This window comes from Pseudomonas sp. YJ42, assembly GCF_047225135.1.
Lineage (GTDB): Bacteria > Pseudomonadota > Gammaproteobacteria > Pseudomonadales > Pseudomonadaceae > Stutzerimonas > Stutzerimonas stutzeri_E.
Window position 1 is genome coordinate 3,485,573 of sequence record NZ_CP178378.1, and the last position, 18,099, is coordinate 3,503,671.

Genomic DNA, 18,099 nt, shown 5'->3' on the forward strand with positions numbered 1-18,099 from the left:
GGTGCTCCGGCGCTGTACTGTGCCGCGCCCGGAGAGCGGGCGCGTTTGAGTTTGGAGGCCGAGTCGGTAACGACGTTCCTCAGACTGGACTGTCGGCGGGCGGCTGCGCGGGCTTGTCATCAGCCTGCCGGGTTCCGGGAGTGGTACCCAGCTGCAGCACTTTGCCATCGAAATTCTTCAGGAACACGTCGACCTGGCGGAAGGCGATGCTGATGCCGGCCTTGGCGAACTCGCGGTCGATGAAGCGGTTGATTTCGTCGGTGGCCGGGTTGCGGTCGCCGAGATCGCGCACGTGAATACGCAACTCGTGGTCCAGCGTGCTCTCGCCAAAAGTCAGGAAAAACACGAGCGGTTCCGGCTCCTTGAGCACGCGCGGGTTGTCCTGGGCCGCCTTGTACAGCAGCTTCTTGACCATATCCAGATCGGATCCGTAGGCGACACCGACCTTGATGGTCACCCGGGTGACGGTGTCGCTCAGTGACCAGTTGACCAGCTGGCCAGTGATGAAGGTCTTGTTCGGGACGATAATGTCCTTGCGGTCGAAATCGGTGATGGTCGTCGCACGAATGCGGATCCGGCTGACCGTGCCAGACAGATTGCCGATCGTCACCACGTCGCCGATGCGTACCGGACGCTCGAACAGAATGATCAAGCCGGAAATGAAGTTGGCGAAGATTTCCTGCATGCCGAAGCCGAGCCCCACCGACAGCGCGGCGACCAGCCACTGCAGCTTGTCCCAGCTGACCCCGAGCGTCGACAGGGTGGAGACGATGCCAACACCTGCCAGCAGATAAGACAGCAATGTTGTGGTGGCGTAGGCGCTGCCTTGCGCGAGGTGCAGTTTCGACAGCACCAGAACCTCCAGCAGACCTGGCAGGTTGCGCGCCAACGCCACGGTGATGGCGACGATAAGCAGCGCGCCGAGTAGGTTGTTCAGCGTGATCGCATTGGTGGTGGCGGTCTCGCCGCTGCCGCTGGTGTATTCGTACAGCACCACGTTATCCAGATAGGACACCACGCTGATCAGGTCAGACCAGACCCAATACAGCACCGCAAAGAACAGGCCGAACATGGCCAGACGCGTCAGTCGCAGCGACTGCTGGTTGACCTGTTCGATATTCAGCCCGGCCTCGCCGGTGGACTCGCTGGTGTCCGTCCCGTCCTCCACCTGGGCTTCGCGCTTGGCCAGCGCGCGCTGGTAGGCCAGGCGTCTGGCGGCAACGGTCAGGCCGCGAATGAGCGTGGCCTCGATGACGATCCAGGCGAGCAGCAGGTACAGGGTATCGATCAGTCGGCCGGTCAGCTTCAGCGCCGTGTAGTAATAGCCGAAGCCCACCGCCACGATCAGCGCCAGCGGCAGGATGCTGAACAGCAAGCCGATGAAACGCCTTACCGGCGGCGCGTTCTGGCTCGATGGGCCCTTGAGCAACAGTCGGGTCAGGCGCCAGCTCATCAGCGCGTAGCAGGTGAGGACCACGACGATTCCGATCACATCATCGACCAGGCCACCCGGCTGCAGCTCCGCGATGGCCACCACCGCGACCAGTGCCATCACCACCAGGCCCAGCCGGCGAATTTCATTGCGCAGGAAGACCACCTGTGGGCGGAACCAGCCAAAATGAGTCTCGGCCACGCGGTTCGGCGAGAGCATCCGATAGGCGCTGTAGAACACCAGCCAGGCCTGCGCCATCTGGTAGAACGCGGCGCCGAGGCTGATGTTCTGGCCGCGTCCGTCCATTTGCAGAACGTAGCCGCAAAGCGCCAGGAACAGCGTACCGGGAAGCGCCAGCAGAAGGTTCAGCAGCAGCGCCAACGGCGTATGCAACTGGCTGTCGTTGCGAAAATGACCGATGTCGTTGCTGAGCGAGTCGAGCTTGGCGTTGATGGCATTGCGGCGCCAGAGCAGCAAACCGATTACCAGCAACAGAGGCACGAAGAACAGCGGCCGTTCCAGCAATCCGGCGCCGAGCGCCTCGAACACCGAGCCCCATGGCATCGCTCGCAGCTGCCGATCCAGCAGTGTCGGTACGCTCTTGAACCAGTCCAGATCCAGCGGCCTGTTGCTCGGGATCCAGAACATCTGCTCGTCGAGCGTTTCGCGCATAGCCTGGGCTTTGGTCTGCAACTGGCGCTGGTTCAACTGCAGCGTAATCGACTCGCTGAGCAGGGCGTTGAGTTCATGGTTGAGTCGGTCGAGCAACTCGCTGCGGGTGCGTAACAGCTCCAGCAATGCACTACGCAGCTCCGGCGTGACTTCACTCGGCGGCAGCTTGGCGAGCTGCTGATCGACATAGTCTTCGACGTTGCCACTGACTTCGCGCCGTTGACTCAGCTCGAACTGATACAGACGGATGTCGGCGATCTCATCGGCCAGGTTCTTGTCCAGTTTCAGCTGCGGTAGCGCCTGCTGCTGCTGATACAGCACCTTCGAGAGCAGCAGGCTACCCTCGAGCACGGCGATCTGTTCTTCGAGCGCTTGATCAGCCTGGTTCAGCGTGTCGAGCTGCTGACGGGTTTGCAGGTTCTGTTGGGTCAGGTCGTTGAGCCGCTCGGTAGCGCGCAGCAGGTAGCCCGAAAGCCGGCGATTCTCGGCGCTTTCCGCGGGAAGCAGCTTGTCTGAACCCGCCTTCTCGGCTTTCAGCGAGAACTCGGCGACGGTTTGTTCCGACTCTTCCCGGCGCTTGTTATTGATCGCCGTCTGTAAAGCCATGGTTTCCTGTTCGGCGCGCGCGATGCGCTCGGACAGCAGGTCGCGCCGCGCGACGCCGAGGTCCTGCAGCTGGCTGTTGCCGGCCAGTTCGTTGCGGCGCAGTTCGATCTGCGCGTTAAGTGCGGTTTTCTCGGCGCCGAGCAACGCACGGCGCTCGTCGCTCAAGGGCTTGCCGCCCTCACGACCGCCCTTGAGCAGCGTGTTGATTTCCTCGATTCGTGTCTGATGCTTGCTGATATCCGCCTGAGCGCGTTCCGGACGCGTCTGCGCGCTGATGATCATGCTATTGGCGGCGGTCAGCGCCGTTTGCCAGGTTGACATCTGCTCGACGCGCTCGGCCAGCCGCTGCTCGAGCTCGGAGACCGACAGCTTGGCCAGCTTGGCCGCCATGTCACTGGTATCGCTGCTTTTGAGTTTGCTCAGTTCCTGCTGGGCCGCGGCGATTTCCTTCGACGCCCCGGCGAGCTCAGTCTTGAGATCAGCCAAACGCTGACGCGCGGTCTCGGCTTGCTCCGTAAATCGCTGGGCACTTTCGCTCACGCTGGGTTGGGCGTCTTTCGGGGCCTCTGCTTCGGCTGCCTGGTTGTTGGGCAGACCGGGTACCGCGGGGGCGGCTTGAACGAAAGCGAAAGGCGAAGCGATGACGAGCAGTGTCGTCAGCATGAAGGTGCGCAAGGAGGCCATGGGTACTATCGAAAGGCAGAAATGAGTGCAGAGTCTAAGGGCTGCCGATGGCCGAGGCGAGTCCACAGATCGGAACGTCTCACCTCGCAGCTTATCGCTCGGCGCCCTCGTCAGAAGTGCAAACTGGGGCCTGGCGTGTTGCCCTCCGGAAACTTCAGGCCGACCTTGCGCACTTCGCCATGCTCCATCGAGGCGATGGTCCAGATCAGGCCATTCCACTCGATCTGATCGCCGACGACGGGCTTGCCGCCGACACGTTCGGCCATGAATTGACCGATCTGCTGATTGCCATCCACATCGCCCAGCTTCAATCCGTAGAGGGCTGCGAGGGCGCTCATCTGGGCTTCGCTCTCAAGGATGAAATCGCCAAAGAAACGCATGTCGCGACCGCGCTGTGGCGCTTCGCTGAACAGCTTGCCGAGGGCCGGCAGGTCTTCCTCATGGCCGATTACGCAAAGGATGTCGTCAACCTGCAGGCGGGTACTGCCGGACGGATGCAGCAGCGCCTTGCCGCGAAACAGCGCGGCGATGCGCGTGCCGGTCGGCATCTTCAGTTCACGCAGGGCGGCGCCCACGCACCATTTCTTGGCCGTCAGCCGATAAATGAACATTTCCCACTGGCTGGTCGTGTGGATCTGTAAGCCCGCACGTGAAATCGGCAGAGGCGACGGCGGGACCTCGACTTTGGCCTTCTTCGCCGCCCAGGTCAGCGTCGTGCCTTGTAGCAGCAGCGAGACCAGCACGATGAAGAAGGCGACGTTGAAGAACAGCTGGGCATTCTCCAGACCCGCCATCAACGGAAATACCGCGAGGATCACCGGTACTGCACCGCGCAGGCCTATCCAGGAAATGAACAGGCGCTCGCGCAGGTGGAAACTGCGAAACGGCAGCAAGCCGATGAACACCGCAAGCGGGCGGGCGAAAAGGATCATCCACAGCGACAGCGCGAGCGCCGGCAGGGCGATCGGCAGCAAATTACTGGGAGTCAGCAGCAGGCCGAGCACCAGGAACATGCCGATCTGGCTCAGCCAGGCCAGGCCGTCGAACATGTGCAGAATACCGTGACGGTTGCGAATGGGCCGGTTGCCCAGTAGCAGGCCGCAGACGTAGACCGCGAGAATGCCGCTGCCACCAATGGCGCCGGACAGCGCATAGATCATGATGCCGCCGGCCACCGCCAGCAGCGGATAGAGCCCATCCGCCACTGACAGCCGATTGATCAGATGTAACAGCAACCAGCCTCCGGACAGGCCAAGCAGGGTGCCGATGCCGAACTGTTGCAGCAGGTTGACGAAAAAGCTCCAGCCGAAGCCGGTCTGGCCAGACGCGAGCATGTCGATCAGGGCGACGGTGAGGAACATGGCCATGGGGTCGTTGCTGCCCGACTCGATTTCCAACGTCGAGCCGACGCGCTCGTTGAGCCCGCGACCGTTGAGCAGGTTGAACACCACGGCCGCATCCGTCGAGCCGACGATGGCGCCGATCAGCAGCCCTTGCATCAGCGGCAGGTCGAACAGCCAGGCGGCCGCCAGGCCGGTCAGCCCCGAGGTGATCACCACCCCGGCAGTGGCCAATGAAAAGGCCGGCCACAGGGCTACGCGGAAGGTCGCGGCGCGGGTACGCATGCCGCCGTCGAGCAGGATGATCGCCAGGGCCAGGTTGCTGATCAGAAAGGCCAGCGAATAATCGTCGAAGACGATCCCGCCGATGCCGTCGACCCCGGCGAGCATGCCCACCGCAAGGAAAATCACCAGAATCGGCACGCCGAGGCGTGTCGATAGGGAGCTCATCAGGATGCTCGCCGCAACCAACAGGGCACCGACAAAAAACAGTTGGTTGATGTTGCCGATATCCAAGCGCGCTCTCCGTGGGTTAGTGCCGCTGGCGAACATGCAGGGCGCATGCCAGCGATTCTAACCTGCTGATTTGGCGAGCTGTCAAAAAAGGCCGAAGGCGCGATGGGCGCAATAGGCGGACACGGAACCCAGTTGAGGACCTTAGGTTGCGGTAGGCCGCACGGCACGCACCCGAGGTCGGGGCGCGCCGTGCGCGGAGGTTAGAACCAGCTGTCCTGCATGCTCAGGCAGGTATCGTCGCGGCTGGCGAGAATTGCCAGTTCGTGGTGGCAGCTCGGCACTTCCCACGTCAAAAAGTAGCGTGCCGCCTGCAGCTTGCCGCGGTAGAAGTCCGTGTCGGCCTCTTTGCCGCCCGCCAGTCCTTGCTCGGCGTGGATCGCCTGTTCCAGCCAGCGCCAGCCGATCACCGCATGGCCGAACACCTTGAGGTACAGCGCCGAGTTGGCCAATGCGAGATTGACCTTGCCGGTCATCAGATCACCCAGCAGCGTCTGGGTCACCTCCGTCAGGCGCGCCATCAATTGCTCCAGTGGCTGGCGCAGCGCATCCAGAGAGCCGAACGCTGCGGCGCGTTTGCAAGTGCCCTGGATCAGGCCGACCAGCTGACGCAGGCCGGCGCCGCCGTTCTGGCTCAGCTTGCGCGCCAGCAGATCGAGCGACTGGATGCCGTGGGTGCCCTCGTGAATGGGATTCAGTCGGTTGTCTCGATAATACTGCTCGACCGGGTATTCGCGGGTATAGCCATGGCCGCCGAGGATCTGAATCGCCAGCTCGTTGGCCTTGAGGCAGAACTCGGAGGGCCAGGACTTGACGATCGGCGTAAGCAGGTCCAGTAGCTCATGGGCGCTGATGCGTTCTTCCTCGGTCTGCGCGGTCTGCTGCTCGTCGACCAGGCGCGCGGCATACAGGCCCAGATCGAAGGCGCCTTCGACGTAGGCTTTCTGCGTCAGCAGCATGCGCTTGATATCGGTGTGCTGGATGATCGGTACCTGCGCCGAAGCTGGATTCTTGCCGTCCGGCAGACGCCCCTGCGGACGTTCGCGGGCATAGTTCAGCGAATACAGGTAACCGGCGTAGCCGAGCATGATCGCGCCCATGCCGACGCCGATGCGCGCATCGTTCATCATCTGGAACATGTACGACAGGCCCTTGTGCGGCTCGCCTACCAGGTAGCCGACACAGTTGCCGTTGTCGCCGAAGTTGAGCGCGGTGGAGGTGGTGCCACGCCAGCCCATCTTGTGGAACAGCCCAGCCAGGATCACATCGTTTCGGTCGCCCAGCGAGCCGTCATCGTTCACCAGGAATTTCGGCACGATGAACAGGCTGATGCCCTTCACGCCAGGTGGGGCGTCCGGCAGCTTGGCCAGCACCATGTGCACGATGTTTTCCGACAGCGGATGATCGCCACCGGATATGAAAATCTTGTTGCCCTTCAGGCGATAGGTGCCGTCGCCGGCCGGCTCGGCGCGGGTACGCAGGTCGGACAGGGATGAACCGGCATGGGGTTCGGTCAGCGCCATGGTGCCGAAGAAGCGGCCCTCGATCATCGGTTGCAGAAAGCGTTGCTTCTGCTCCTCACTGCCGAACACTTCGATCAGGTGTGAGGCGCCCATCGTCAGCATCGGGTACGAGGAGGTGCCGATATTGGCCGACTGGAAATGCGCGAAACAGGCCCGTGAGAGCAGATTGGGCAACTGCATGCCGCCATCGTCGAAGCTGCGCGAGGCGTTGTGAAAGCCGGCTTCAATGAACGCATCGACGGCGGGCTTTACCTCCGGAATCAGCACGGCTTCGCCGTCCTTGTAGATCGGCTCGTTCTCGTCGGCCTTGCGGTTGTGGGGAGCGAAGAGGTTCTCGGCGATGCTGCGGGCGGTGTCCAGCGCGGCGTTGAAGGTTTCGCGGTTGTGGTCGGCGAAGCGCTCGCGCTGGGTCAGGGCCTCGGCATCGAGCACTTCATAGAGTTCGAAGGCCAGGTTGCGTGGGCAAAGCAGCGTCTCGGACATGAAAATTCCTCCGTTTTATGCGGCCGAGTCTAAGGAGGCGTCGAGATGAATGCCTAGCACCATACATTCGAGTGATAAAGCGACACACAAATGCCTAGTGGTGCTTGTCAGGCCCGGCTCACCGTGGCCTTGCGCAGAAGTACTCGATAAACCGGGCCAAATGACCGTCACCGATGCCGGCGGCGATCAAGTGGTTTTCGGCGCATGCCAGATGGTCTTCGATGCGTTGGCTAGCCGCATCTCGACCCAGCAGGGCAACGACGGTGCTCTTGCCGGCATCCTTGCCGGCGTCCTTGCCGATCTGCTGGGGGCTAAGCTGATCGGCTAGATCATCGAGCAACTGGAAGGCCTGCCCCAGTTCGTTGGCGAAACCGTTGAGGTGAAAGGTGCGAGTAGCGCTAGCTCCGGCTAGCAGCGCGGCGAACTCGACTGCCGCGGTAAATAGAGGGCACGTTTTCAGGCGATTGGTATGGGCGATGGCCTCGAGCTGTCGTGCCTGTCTTCCCTCGCGCAGGTCATGGAACTGACCACGACTCAGACCCTGCGAGCCAGTCGCTTGGGCGAGCAGTCGCACCAGCTGGCTGCGGGTATCCGCAGCGATGTCTCCGGGTGAGGCGACTATGCTGAAGGCGTGGCTGAGCAGCGCCACTGAGCCCAGAACGGCGGCATCCTCGCCATACTGCCGATGGATCGTCGGTCTGCCGCGTCGTAGCTCGGCGTTGTCCATGCATGGCATGTCATCCAAGAACAGCGACGCGGCGTGGACCATTTCCAGCGCGCACGCAAGATCGAGCCCGACGGCCACGGCTGGCTCGTCCTGCAGATCCTTGAGTGCCAGCAGCAGAAGCAGCGGCCGGGTCCGCTTGCCGGGGGCGAGGGTTCCTTCTCGCATGGCGGTGCCGAGCACGTCCGACGACGGCGCCTGCGGCAACCATTCATCCAGCCTTTCGTCAATTTGCGCACGTAACGCTCTAACCGTCTGGTCGAAGTCGTGTTGCGTGTTCGGCAAGACAATGGCCACAGGTGATCTCCTGTTCGGGCTCTCAATAGCGAGGCAAATCTTGTACATTATTTTCGATATGTACAGGTTCGGCACTTTTTAATGACCACAGTCGTCAACATAAGGTCATCGAGCGAGGCGCTGCATGGATAACGAAATGATTGCCGGACGTAAAAACGATCACCTGGATATCGTGCTGGGCCCCAGTCGCGGCGGCGCCGTGGTGAACGCCGGCTATGCCGCGCTGACATTCGAGCATTGCGCCTTGCCGGAATTGCATTTGGACGATATCGACATCCGTACCGAACTGTTTGGCCGGTCCCTTGCGGCGCCGCTGCTGATCAGTTCGATGACTGGCGGTGCGGCCCGGGCCACGCAGATCAACCGCAACCTGGCCGAAGCCGCCGAGACGCTAGGCATCGCGCTTGGCGTCGGCTCGCAGCGCATCGCACTGGAAACCGGCGCCGATCAGGGGCTGACCCGACAGTTACGCCAGCTGGCCCCGAATATCCCGCTGCTGGCTAATTTCGGCGCCGCGCAGCTGGTGGCCGGCTACGGCCTGGACCAGGCACAGAGGGCGGTCGACATGATCCAGGCCGACGCCCTGATCATTCACTTCAATCCGTTGCAGGAAGCCGTACAGGTGGGCGGCGACCGTGACTGGCGCGGCGTGCTGCAAGCGATCGAAGCCTTGGCGGCACGCCTGCCGGTACCGCTGGTAGCCAAGGAGGTCGGCGCGGGGATCTCGCCCAGGGTTGCGCAGCGGCTGTTGGATGCCGGGGTTGCGGTCATTGACGTTGCCGGGGCTGGTGGCACTAGCTGGGCCGCGGTCGAAGCCGAGCGCATTCTCGACCCGAAGCAGCGCGCCATTGCTCAGGCGTTCGCCGGATGGGGCATCCCCAACGTGCAGGCGATCGCTGGGGTGCGCCGCGCGTGCCCGGAGGCGCGCTTGATCGCATCGGGTGGCATTCGCGACGGCATCGATGCGGCCAAGGCGATCCGCCTCGGTGCCGATTTGGTCGGTCAGGCCGCGGGCGTGCTGGACGCGGCGTTGATCGGGCCACACGCGGTCGTCGATCATTTCCAGGTGTTGATTCAGCAACTTCGCATTGCCTGCTTTTGCACGGGTTCGGCCGACCTTGCAGCGCTGGCACGAGCGCCGCTGCTACCGGCCTTCGATCCGAGCGGTTTCTGATGCCACCGCTGCGCCGTGGTCCGGACAGGAAAGGTGCCCGTCGATGACGCATTTCGCGGTGATTTCGCCGCCGTTCCTGAGTCATCTGCGAGCTTTGGAGGCGATCGCGTCTGAGCTGCTCGACCGAGGTCATCGGGTTACTTTCGTGCAGCAAGCGGACCTTGCCGCGGCATTGCGCAATCCAGCCCTGGGATTCGCTCAGACCGGCGCATGCTCGCATCCGCCCGGTTCGCTCAAAGCGGTCATCGACCGCGCGGCGCGTCCGGGCGGGCCATGGGGCATCCGCCGGGTCATCGCGGACATGGCTGCCGCCACCGAAATGTTCTGCCGCGACGCACCGCCGCTGCTGCGTTCCATCGGTGTCGAGGCGCTGATTGTCGACCAGATGGAGCCCGCAGGCGGACTGCTGGCCGAGCACCTCGATTTGCCTTTCGTGTCGGTGGCCTGTGCGTTACCGGTCAACCGCGAGGCGCTGGTGCCGCTGCCCGTGATGCCCTGGCGCTACCAGCCCACACCCTGGGGCGAGCAGTTGAACCTGCACAGCAGCAAGGTCTACGACCGCGCGATGAAAGCGCACGCCGAGGTCATTGCGCGTCACGCCGCAGCGTTCGGTCTGCCGCCTCGTCAGCGCCTTGATGAGTGCCTGTCGCCACTGCTGCAACTGAGCCAGACGACAACGGGCTTCGACTTTCCGCGTGCCAGGCTGCCCGCGCATTTTCACGCTGTCGGCCCGCTGCGTCCGGCGCTGACCAATGAGCCCGTGCTGGAGCTGCCGGTCGCTACCGACCGGCCGTTCGTGTTCGCCTCGCTGGGCACCCTGCAGGGCGATCGCTTCGGACTGTTCGAACGCATCGCCGCGGCCTGTCGAGAGCTCGACCTGCAGCTACTGATCGCTCATTGCGGCCGGCTTGATACACGCCAGGAGCAGCGCCTGCTCAAGGCCGGGGCCGCCTGGGTCACCGATTTCGCCCCGCAGCGGGCGGTGCTTGCGCGGGCCGATGCGCTGATCACCCATGCCGGTTTGAACACTGTGCTTGATGCGCTGGAGGCGGGCGTGCCGAGCCTGGTACTTCCGATCGCCTTCGATCAACCGGGCGTCGCCGCGCGGGTGGTGCATGCGGGCGCAGGACTGAAGCTCGATCCTCGCCTGGCCAGCCGACGACGCATGGTGCATGCGCTGCGCCGGTTGCTCCGCGAGCCCGGCTTTGCCCAGCGCGCGCGTGTGCTGGGTGAGGAGGTGCGTGCGGCGGGCGGCGCGTCTCGGGCGGCGCAGCTGATCGAGCAGACGTTAAAGGGCAGAGCGCATGCCGCACCGGGAGCTGAACATGAGTGATGCGGACCTGATTCTCGTCGGCGGCGGCCTGGCCAACGGCCTGTTGGCGCTGCGCCTGCGCCAGCAACGCCCCGATCTGCGCCTGCTGGTGCTGGAGCAAGCCGGTACCCTAGGCGGCAACCACACCTGGTCGTTTCATGAGCATGACCTCACGCCCGCGCAGCGAACCTGGCTGGAACCGCTGGTGACGTATCGCTGGCCGAGCTACGAGGTGATATTCCCCGGTCTCAGCCGACGGCTCGAGAGCGGCTACGCCAGCATCGTTTCCCTTCGGTTTCACCAGCACCTGATGGCTGAGCTGGCGGATGAGGTACGGCTGAGCGCATCGGTCAGCCAGGTCGACGTCCGACAGGTGCGCCTCGCCTCGGGCGAGGTGCTGAACGCCGCTGCGGTGATCGACGGTCGCGGCGTGCGGCAGACCAATCAGCTGGCCCTAGGTTTTCAGAAATTTCTCGGCCAAGAAGTACGGCTGCAACGGCCGCATGGTTTGACCCAGCCAATCATCATGGATGCCGGTGTCGCCCAGCACGACGGCTATCGCTTCGTCTATGTGCTGCCGCTCAGCGTCGACAGCCTGCTGATCGAAGACACCTACTACGCCGACGGCGACGCGGTGGCGCCGGAGGCACTGCGCGCCAATATCCAGCGCTACGCCGAGGGCCGTGGCTGGGCGATCCGCGAGGTGCTGCGCGAGGAGCAGGGCGTGCTGCCCATCGTGCTGTCCGGCGATATCGCGGCGTTCTGGAACGAGGCGCGTGGCGTGCCGCAGAGCGGGCTGTCGGCTGCGCTGTTCCACCCCACCACGGGCTATTCGCTGCCCGATGCGGTGCGCCTGGCCGATCACCTGGTTGCCCTCGATCGTTGGGATGCAGGCAGCCTGTTCGCCGCGATTCGCGACTACTCCACCCTGCAGTGGCGCCGGCGCGGCTTCTTCCGCCTGCTCAATCGCATGCTGTTCATGGCCGGCCCGGCAGATTGCCGCTGGGCGGTGATGCAGCGCTTCTACCGCCTGCGCGAGCCACTGATCCAGCGCTTCTACGCGGCCAACCTGACCACCTGGGACCGCTTGCGCATCGTCTCTGGCAAATCTCCCGTGCCGGTGGGCGAGGCGCTGCGGGCGCTGGCCGCCAGCAATCTGCACAAGGACAGACGATGAACCAGGCAACAGGCGGTGTGAGGCGGGCGGTGGTGATCGGCGCCGGCTTCGGCGGGCTGGCGTTGGCCATCCGCCTGCAGCGCGCCTGCATCCAGACCACGCTGCTGGAGAAGCGCGACAAGCCGGGTGGCCGCGCCTACGTCTACCACGACCAGGGCTTCACCTTCGATGCCGGGCCGACGGTGATTACCGATCCGCCGGCGTTGGAAGAACTCTTCAGCGGCGCCGGCAAGCGCATGGCCGACTATGTCGAGCTGCTGCCGGTCAGCCCCTTCTACCGGCTGTACTGGGAGGACGGCTACAGCTTCGACTACGTCAACGACCAGGCCCAGCTGGACCGGCAGATCCACGCGCTCAACCCTCGTGACGTGGCCGGCTATCAGCGCTTTCTCGCCTATTCGCGGGCGGTGTACGAGGAGGGCTACGTCAAGCTCGGCACCGTGCCCTTCCTGTCGTTTCGCAGCATGATCGGCGTCGCCCCGCAGCTGGCCAAGCTGCAGGCCTGGCGCAACGTGTACAGCATGGTGGCCAAGTTCGTGGAGAACGATCGGCTGCGTCAGGCGCTGTCTTTTCATTCGCTGCTAGTGGGCGGTAATCCTTTCGAGACCTCGTCGATCTATGCGCTGATCCATGCGCTGGAGCGCCAGGGCGGCGTCTGGTTTCCACGCGGCGGCACCGGTGCGCTGGTGCAGGGTATGGTCCGGCTGTTCGAAGATCTTGGGGGCAAGCTGGAGCTGAATGCCGAAGTGGCACGTATCGAGCTGGAGGCTGGACGCGCGAAGGCCGTGATCACGGGTGACGGTCGCCGCTTCGACACCGATGCGGTGGCTTCCAACGCGGATGTGGTTAACACCTACAAGCAGCTGCTCGGGCATGAGGAGCGTGGTCGCGACGAGGCCAAACGGCTCTCCGGCAAGCGTTTCTCGATGTCCCTGTTCGTCATCCATTTCGGTCTCAAGCGCCGTCATGAGCACCTGCAGCATCACACGGTGTGCTTCGGCCCGCGCTATCGCGAGCTGATCGACGAGATCTTCAAGCGTGCGACGCTGGCTGACGACTTCTCCCTCTACCTGCATGCGCCCTGCGTCACCGACTCGTCGCTGGCGCCGGAGGGCTGCGCCAGTCATTACGTGCTCGCCCCCGTGCCGCACCTGGGCACGGCGGATATCGACTGGGCGGAGGAGGGGCCGAAATATCGCGACCGCATCTTCGAGTACCTGGAGCGGCATTACATGCCGGGGCTGCGCGGCGATCTCGTGACCCACCGCATCTTCACGCCGCAGGATTTTCGCGATGAGCTCAACGCCCATCTCGGCTCGGCGTTTTCGCTGGAGCCGATCCTCACCCAGAGTGCCTGGTTCCGCCCACACAACCGCGATGACGTGATTCCCAACCTCTATATCGTCGGCGCCGGCACCCATCCGGGCGCGGGCGTGCCGGGTGTGGTCGGGTCGGCCAAGGCCACCGCGGGGTTGATGCTGGAGGATTTCATATCAAGGGGGCAGGGCGGATGAACGACCGGGTAATCGATCACTCGACCCAGGCTATGAACGTGGGCTCCAAGAGCTTCGCTGCGGCGGCGAAGCTGTTCGACGAGCGCACTCGCCAGAGCGCCGTGATGCTCTACGCCTGGTGCCGTCATTGCGACGATGTGATCGATGGTCAGACGCTGGGTCATGGCCAGGTCGAGGGTGATCGCTCCACCGGCGAAGCGCGCCTGGCCGAGCTGGTGGACCTCACGGAACGCGCCTATGCCGGCGAGCCGATGCGCGATCCGGCCTTCGCCGCCTTCCAGCAGGTGATTCAGCGTCACCGGATCCCTCGGGAGCATCCGCTGGAGCATCTGGCCGGCTTTCGCATGGATGTGCAGGACTACCGCTACCAGACCCTCGACGACACGCTGCTTTATTGCTATCGCGTCGCCGGCGTGGTGGGCCTGATGATGGCGCGGGTGATGGGTGCAGAGGCGGAGCCGACCCTGGACCGCGCCTGTGATCTGGGCCTGGCCTTTCAGCTGACCAATATTGCGCGGGATATCGTCGAGGACGCCCAGATCGGGCGCGTCTATTTGCCGGCCGATTGGTTGGCCGAAGCCGGCATTCCCGAAGACGAGGTCGCGCTGCCGGCCCATCGCGCGGCATTAGCGGCGTTGGCGGCGCGGCTGGTGGACCTGGCCGAACCCTACTACCTGTCGGCGTCCCAGGGGCTTCGCGACCTGCCGCTACGCTCGGCCTGGTCGATCGCCACCGCCCACGGCGTCTACCGGCGGATCGGCGTCGAAGTGAAGGCGCGGGGCGCGGCGGCCTGGGACACACGCGTATCGACCAGCAAGGCGCAGAAACTGCAATTCCTGCTGGGCGGCGGGGTGCTGGCGCTCGCGTCGCGGCGGATGCAGATCACGCCGCGTCCCGATTCGCTATGGACGCGTCCGCGCTAAATATCCCACGTCAGGTAGCAGCTTGTCGTCTCGCTAGTGATTCAACGGTCGCTGGTCTTGCGCAACGGGCCATCGTGCAGCTCGCGCAGCTGTTGTTTGAGCACCGGCAATGGCGGCGCATAAAGAAAGCCGAATGACACGCAGCGCTCCTTGCCTTCGACCGCATGGTGCAGACGGTGGGCCTGGTAGAGGCGCTTGAGATAGCCGTTGCGCGGCACGTAGCGCAGTGGCCAGCGGTGGTGCACCAGGCCGTCATGGGCGACGAAGTAGAGGAAGCCGTAGCCCGTCATGCCGGCACCGATCCATTCCAGCGGGTGGTAACCGGCAGTGCCCAGGGCGATCAGCAGGATCGCCACGCCGGCGAACACCATCGCATATAGGTCGTTTTTCTCAAACCAGCCGTTGCGTGGCTCGTGGTGGGACTTGTGCCAGCCCCAGCCCCAGCCATGCATTACGTACTTATGCGCCCACCAGGCGAACAACTCCATGCCGACCAGCGTGGCAAGAAATACCAGGGAGTTGGTCAGTACGGTCATTTTCGATCCGTTGCTTCGGCAGGTCGCACCAGTCTACGCGTCGCATCGCGCGCGTCGACCCGACTCCGACACCTGGCGCTGGCTATTTCAGTCTGACCAACCCACCGCCAGCGAATGGGTCAGCTGCGCTGCTGGGACGGCCTGGCAGCCGCTTGCATTCTGCCCCGCCCAGAGTGGTGAAAAATCGCTGATGCCCTGGGGCTCGGCAGCGGCGCGCAGACTGCCAATCGCATTGCTGGCCAAAGGAAAGGCCGGCACTGCCTCGGGTCGTGGGCCGAGTTCGCGGATCAGTCGGTTGACCATGCCGCGCGCCGGCCGACCGGAAAACAGCGTGGTCAGCACCGTACGTTCCGCCGCTGGGCTCTGCAATGCCTGACGATGCAGCGCGCTGGTGCGGCTCTCGTCGCACAGCAGGTAAGCCGTGCCGACCTGTACGCCGGCCGCACCGAGTGCCCGCGCCGCGGCGACACCGCGCGCATCGGCGATGCCGCCGGCAGCAATCACCGGCACATCCAGCGCGGCCACCAACTGCGGCAACAGGGCGAAGGTGCCGACCTGGCCGTCGATATCCGCGCTGAGAAACATCCCTCGATGGCCACCGGCTTCGACACCCTGGGCGATGACCGCATCGACGCCTTGATTCTGCAGCCAGTGGCCTTCTTCGAGCGTCGTGGCGCTGGAGAGAATCCTCGCGCCGGTTGCCTTGACCCGCCTGAGCAGGTCCGGGGCAGGCAGGCCGAAATGAAAACTGACCACCGCCGGACGGTAACGCTCGACCACCTCAGCCATCGCTGCATCGAAGGGCTTGCGTGTCGCGCCGCTGGGAATGCTCATCGGGTCGATCTGGTGCTCTAGGAGAAAGGACGTCAACACGTCCAGCCACGCCTGTTCCCGTTCCGGCTCGATGGCTGGCGGCTGGTGGCAGAAGAAGTTGACGTTGTATGGCCGGTCGGTCAGTGCCGTCATAGCGCTGAGCTCGGCATCCAGCGAGTCGGCGTTGAGCATGCCCGCGGGAATCGAACCCAGGCCGCCGGCCATTGACACCGCGGCGGCGAGCTGATGGTTCTGCGAGCCGGCCATCGGCGCCTGGATGATCGGAAGGGTGATGCGCAAGAGGTCGCGGATGTCCATCTGGGCTCCTTGTCGGCTGGGCAGGGCTGTTCACTGTAGCAGCCGATTATCGAAGAGTTGCATCGGCGTTCGCGTTGATCTGCGAGCAGCCCCTGCGAATCGCCGCGCCGCACGGTTAGACTGTGCGCTCTTCAGGAGTGCCCGATGAATTACCGCCACGCTTTTCACGCCGGCAATCACGCCGACGTGTTCAAACACCTCGTCCTGTCCCGGCTGTTCGCTTTGCTCGCGCGCAAGGAAGCGCCGTTCGCCTACCTCGACAGCCATGCCGGCGTCGGTCTGTATGACCTCGCCGGTGATCAGGCCAGCCGCACCGGCGAATGGCTGCAAGGCATCGCCCGGCTGTGGCAAGCAGACGACGCTCCGGCAGCGACCGAGGACTATCTGAACGTGATCCGCGCGCTCAATCCGGACGGCGTGCTGCGCTACTACCCGGGATCGCCGGAACTGGCCCGGCAGCTAAGCCGTCCGCAGGATCGTCTGCAGCTCAACGAGAAACACCCCGAGGATGGCCGTCTGCTGAAGGACAACATGGCCGGTGATCGCCGTGTCGCGGTGCATCTGGGAGAGGGCTGGCACGTGCCGCGGGCGTTGATGCCGACTCAGGAAAAACGCGTGGCGTTGCTAATCGATCCGCCCTTCGAGCAGGCAGACGAATTGACCCGCTGCGTGCAGGCGCTCACCGAAGCGCTCGGACGCATGCGCCAGACAATCGGCGTTATCTGGTACCCGATCAAGGATGAGCGTCAGCTCAAACGCTTCTATCAGCAGTTGTCGCGCAGCGGCGCGCCGAAACTGCTGCGCGCCGAACTCCATGTCCATCCCACCGACGAAGCGCTGCGCTTGAATGGCTCCGGTCTGGCCATCAGCAACCCACCATGGGGCCTGGAAGAGGAACTGCGCGAGCTGCTGCCGTGGCTGGCCAAGCTGCTCGGGCAAAGCGAGGGAGACTGGCGGCTGGACTGGCTGATCGATGAGAAGCAGTAGCGGCTGGAAGCGGTAAGGTGGTCGATTTTTACATCCACCGAGACTCCGCCCGGTGGGTCGGTGAAGCGTGGCCCACCCTACGCGAGCTTCCCGTTCAGAACAGCTTCAGCGGCTCTTCCTGCAGCGCGGACATCTGCTCGCGCAGGGTCAGGATCTGATTGCCCCAATAGCGCTCGGTGCCGAACCAGGGAAAGCTCATAGGAAAGGCGGGATCGTCCCAGCGGCGTGCCAGCCAGGCGCTGTAGTGCATCAGGCGCAGCGCGCGCAGGGCCTCGATCAGTGGGAGTTCGCGCGGGGCGAAGTCGTGAAATTCGTTATAGCCATCGACCAGCTCAGACAACTGTCCGAGCCGCTCGTGACGTTCACCGGCGAGCATCATCCAGATGTCTTGAACCGAAGGCCCCATGCGGCAATCGTCCAGGTCCACCAGGTGGAAGGCGTCATCCCGGGCGAGAATGTTGCCCGGGTGGCAGTCACCGTGTAGGCGGATCGGTTGGAACTCGGTGCGGGCGAACACGTCGTCGACTCGCTTGAGCAGGTCGCGGGCCACCGATTCGTAGGCCGGCAGCAGGCTTTTCGGAATGAAACCGCCGTCCAGCAGCGTGGTCAGCGAGTCGTGGCCGAAATGCTGGGTGGTCAGGGTTTCGCGGTACTCGAACGGACGGCTGGCGCTGACCGCATGCATACGGCCGAGCAGCTGTCCGAGGCGGTAAAGTTGGTCGAGATTGCCGGGTTCCGGTGCGCGACCGCCACGCCGAGGGAACAAGGCGAAGCGAAAACCGGCATGTTCGAAAAGCGTCTTGCCGCCGTGCTCCAGCGGGGCAACCACCGGTATTTCGCGGTCGGCCAACTCCTGGGTGAACTGATGTTCCTCGAGTATGGCCTCATCACTCCAGCGGCCGGGGCGATAAAACTTCGCCACGATGGGCGTCTCATCTTCGATGCCCACCTGATAGACGCGGTTTTCGTAACTGTTCAATGCCAAGACGCGGGCATCGCTGATGAAGCCGGCGCTTTCCACCGCATCGAGCACAAGATCGGGTGTGAGTGTGTCGAAAGGGTGGCTCATGG

At 63.9% G+C, this 18,099-nt stretch carries 13 protein-coding genes; 6 read left to right on the forward strand and 7 right to left on the reverse strand.

What is annotated here, in order from left to right; all coding sequences use genetic code 11:
- Window positions 1-79: 79 nt before the first annotated feature.
- From mscK to ACL0K2_RS16035, 4 genes are all read right to left on the reverse strand, one after another.
- On the reverse strand, window positions 80-3,394 hold the full coding sequence (gene mscK / locus ACL0K2_RS16020; protein WP_413043011.1) for a mechanosensitive channel MscK: 3,315 nt from the start codon (window positions 3,392-3,394) through the stop codon (window positions 80-82).
- Window positions 3,395-3,504: 110 nt separating this feature from the next.
- Window positions 3,505-5,250 (reverse strand): potassium/proton antiporter, encoded by a 1,746-nt coding sequence (locus ACL0K2_RS16025; RefSeq protein WP_045163903.1) that lies wholly within the window; start codon window positions 5,248-5,250, stop codon window positions 3,505-3,507.
- 200 nt (window positions 5,251-5,450) lie between these two features.
- The gene (locus tag ACL0K2_RS16030; protein ID WP_413043012.1) at window positions 5,451-7,253 is read right to left on the reverse strand and encodes an acyl-CoA dehydrogenase; all 1,803 of its coding nucleotides are present in this window, start codon (window positions 7,251-7,253) and stop codon (window positions 5,451-5,453) included.
- 118 nt (window positions 7,254-7,371) lie between these two features.
- Window positions 7,372-8,274 carry a polyprenyl synthetase family protein gene (locus ACL0K2_RS16035; protein WP_413043013.1) on the reverse strand — a complete coding sequence of 301 codons (903 nt, stop codon included), beginning with the start codon at window positions 8,272-8,274 and terminating at the stop codon, window positions 7,372-7,374.
- Between the two features lie 124 nt (window positions 8,275-8,398).
- Between ACL0K2_RS16035 and fni the strand changes: the two genes are divergently transcribed.
- The 5 genes from fni to crtB are packed head-to-tail and all read left to right on the forward strand — an operon-like array spanning window position 8,399 to window position 14,374.
- Window positions 8,399-9,448 (forward strand): type 2 isopentenyl-diphosphate Delta-isomerase, encoded by a 1,050-nt coding sequence (gene fni / locus ACL0K2_RS16040; RefSeq protein WP_413043014.1) that lies wholly within the window; start codon window positions 8,399-8,401, stop codon window positions 9,446-9,448.
- A 43-nt stretch (window positions 9,449-9,491) separates the two neighbouring features.
- A complete protein-coding gene (locus ACL0K2_RS16045) occupies window positions 9,492-10,781 on the forward strand; it encodes a glycosyltransferase (protein WP_239611173.1) in 1,290 nt (429 codons plus the stop codon).
- Window positions 10,774-11,937: a lycopene beta-cyclase CrtY gene (gene crtY / locus ACL0K2_RS16050; protein ID WP_239611172.1), complete on the forward strand. Its 1,164-nt coding sequence runs from the start codon at window positions 10,774-10,776 to the stop codon at window positions 11,935-11,937. The genes ACL0K2_RS16045 and crtY overlap by 8 nt, the downstream gene beginning before the upstream one ends.
- A complete protein-coding gene (locus ACL0K2_RS16055) occupies window positions 11,934-13,451 on the forward strand; it encodes a phytoene desaturase (protein ID WP_413043015.1) in 1,518 nt (505 codons plus the stop codon). The genes crtY and ACL0K2_RS16055 overlap by 4 nt, the downstream gene beginning before the upstream one ends.
- Window positions 13,448-14,374, forward strand: a complete 927-nt coding sequence (gene crtB / locus ACL0K2_RS16060; protein ID WP_413043016.1) for a 15-cis-phytoene synthase CrtB — start codon at window positions 13,448-13,450, stop codon at window positions 14,372-14,374. The genes ACL0K2_RS16055 and crtB overlap by 4 nt, the downstream gene beginning before the upstream one ends.
- A 41-nt stretch (window positions 14,375-14,415) precedes the next feature.
- Here crtB and ACL0K2_RS16065 read toward each other — a convergent pair whose 3' ends face one another.
- Window positions 14,416-14,910 carry a sterol desaturase family protein gene (locus ACL0K2_RS16065; RefSeq protein ID WP_045163896.1) on the reverse strand — a complete coding sequence of 165 codons (495 nt, stop codon included), beginning with the start codon at window positions 14,908-14,910 and terminating at the stop codon, window positions 14,416-14,418.
- A gap of 87 nt (window positions 14,911-14,997) precedes the next feature.
- Window positions 14,998-16,041, reverse strand: a complete 1,044-nt coding sequence (locus ACL0K2_RS16070) for an NAD(P)H-dependent flavin oxidoreductase (RefSeq protein ID WP_413043017.1) — start codon at window positions 16,039-16,041, stop codon at window positions 14,998-15,000.
- 144 nt (window positions 16,042-16,185) lie between these two features.
- Here ACL0K2_RS16070 and ACL0K2_RS16075 point away from each other — a divergent pair, with 144 nt between their 5' ends.
- Window positions 16,186-17,028 carry a 23S rRNA (adenine(2030)-N(6))-methyltransferase RlmJ gene (locus tag ACL0K2_RS16075; RefSeq protein WP_045163894.1) on the forward strand — a complete coding sequence of 281 codons (843 nt, stop codon included), beginning with the start codon at window positions 16,186-16,188 and terminating at the stop codon, window positions 17,026-17,028.
- A 94-nt stretch (window positions 17,029-17,122) separates the two neighbouring features.
- Here the strand turns inward: ACL0K2_RS16075 and ACL0K2_RS16080 are convergent, their stop codons facing one another.
- Window positions 17,123-18,097, reverse strand: coding sequence for a serine/threonine protein kinase (locus ACL0K2_RS16080; RefSeq protein WP_045163893.1), 975 nt, complete (start codon window positions 18,095-18,097; stop codon window positions 17,123-17,125).
- Window positions 18,098-18,099: the final 2 nt, after the last annotated feature.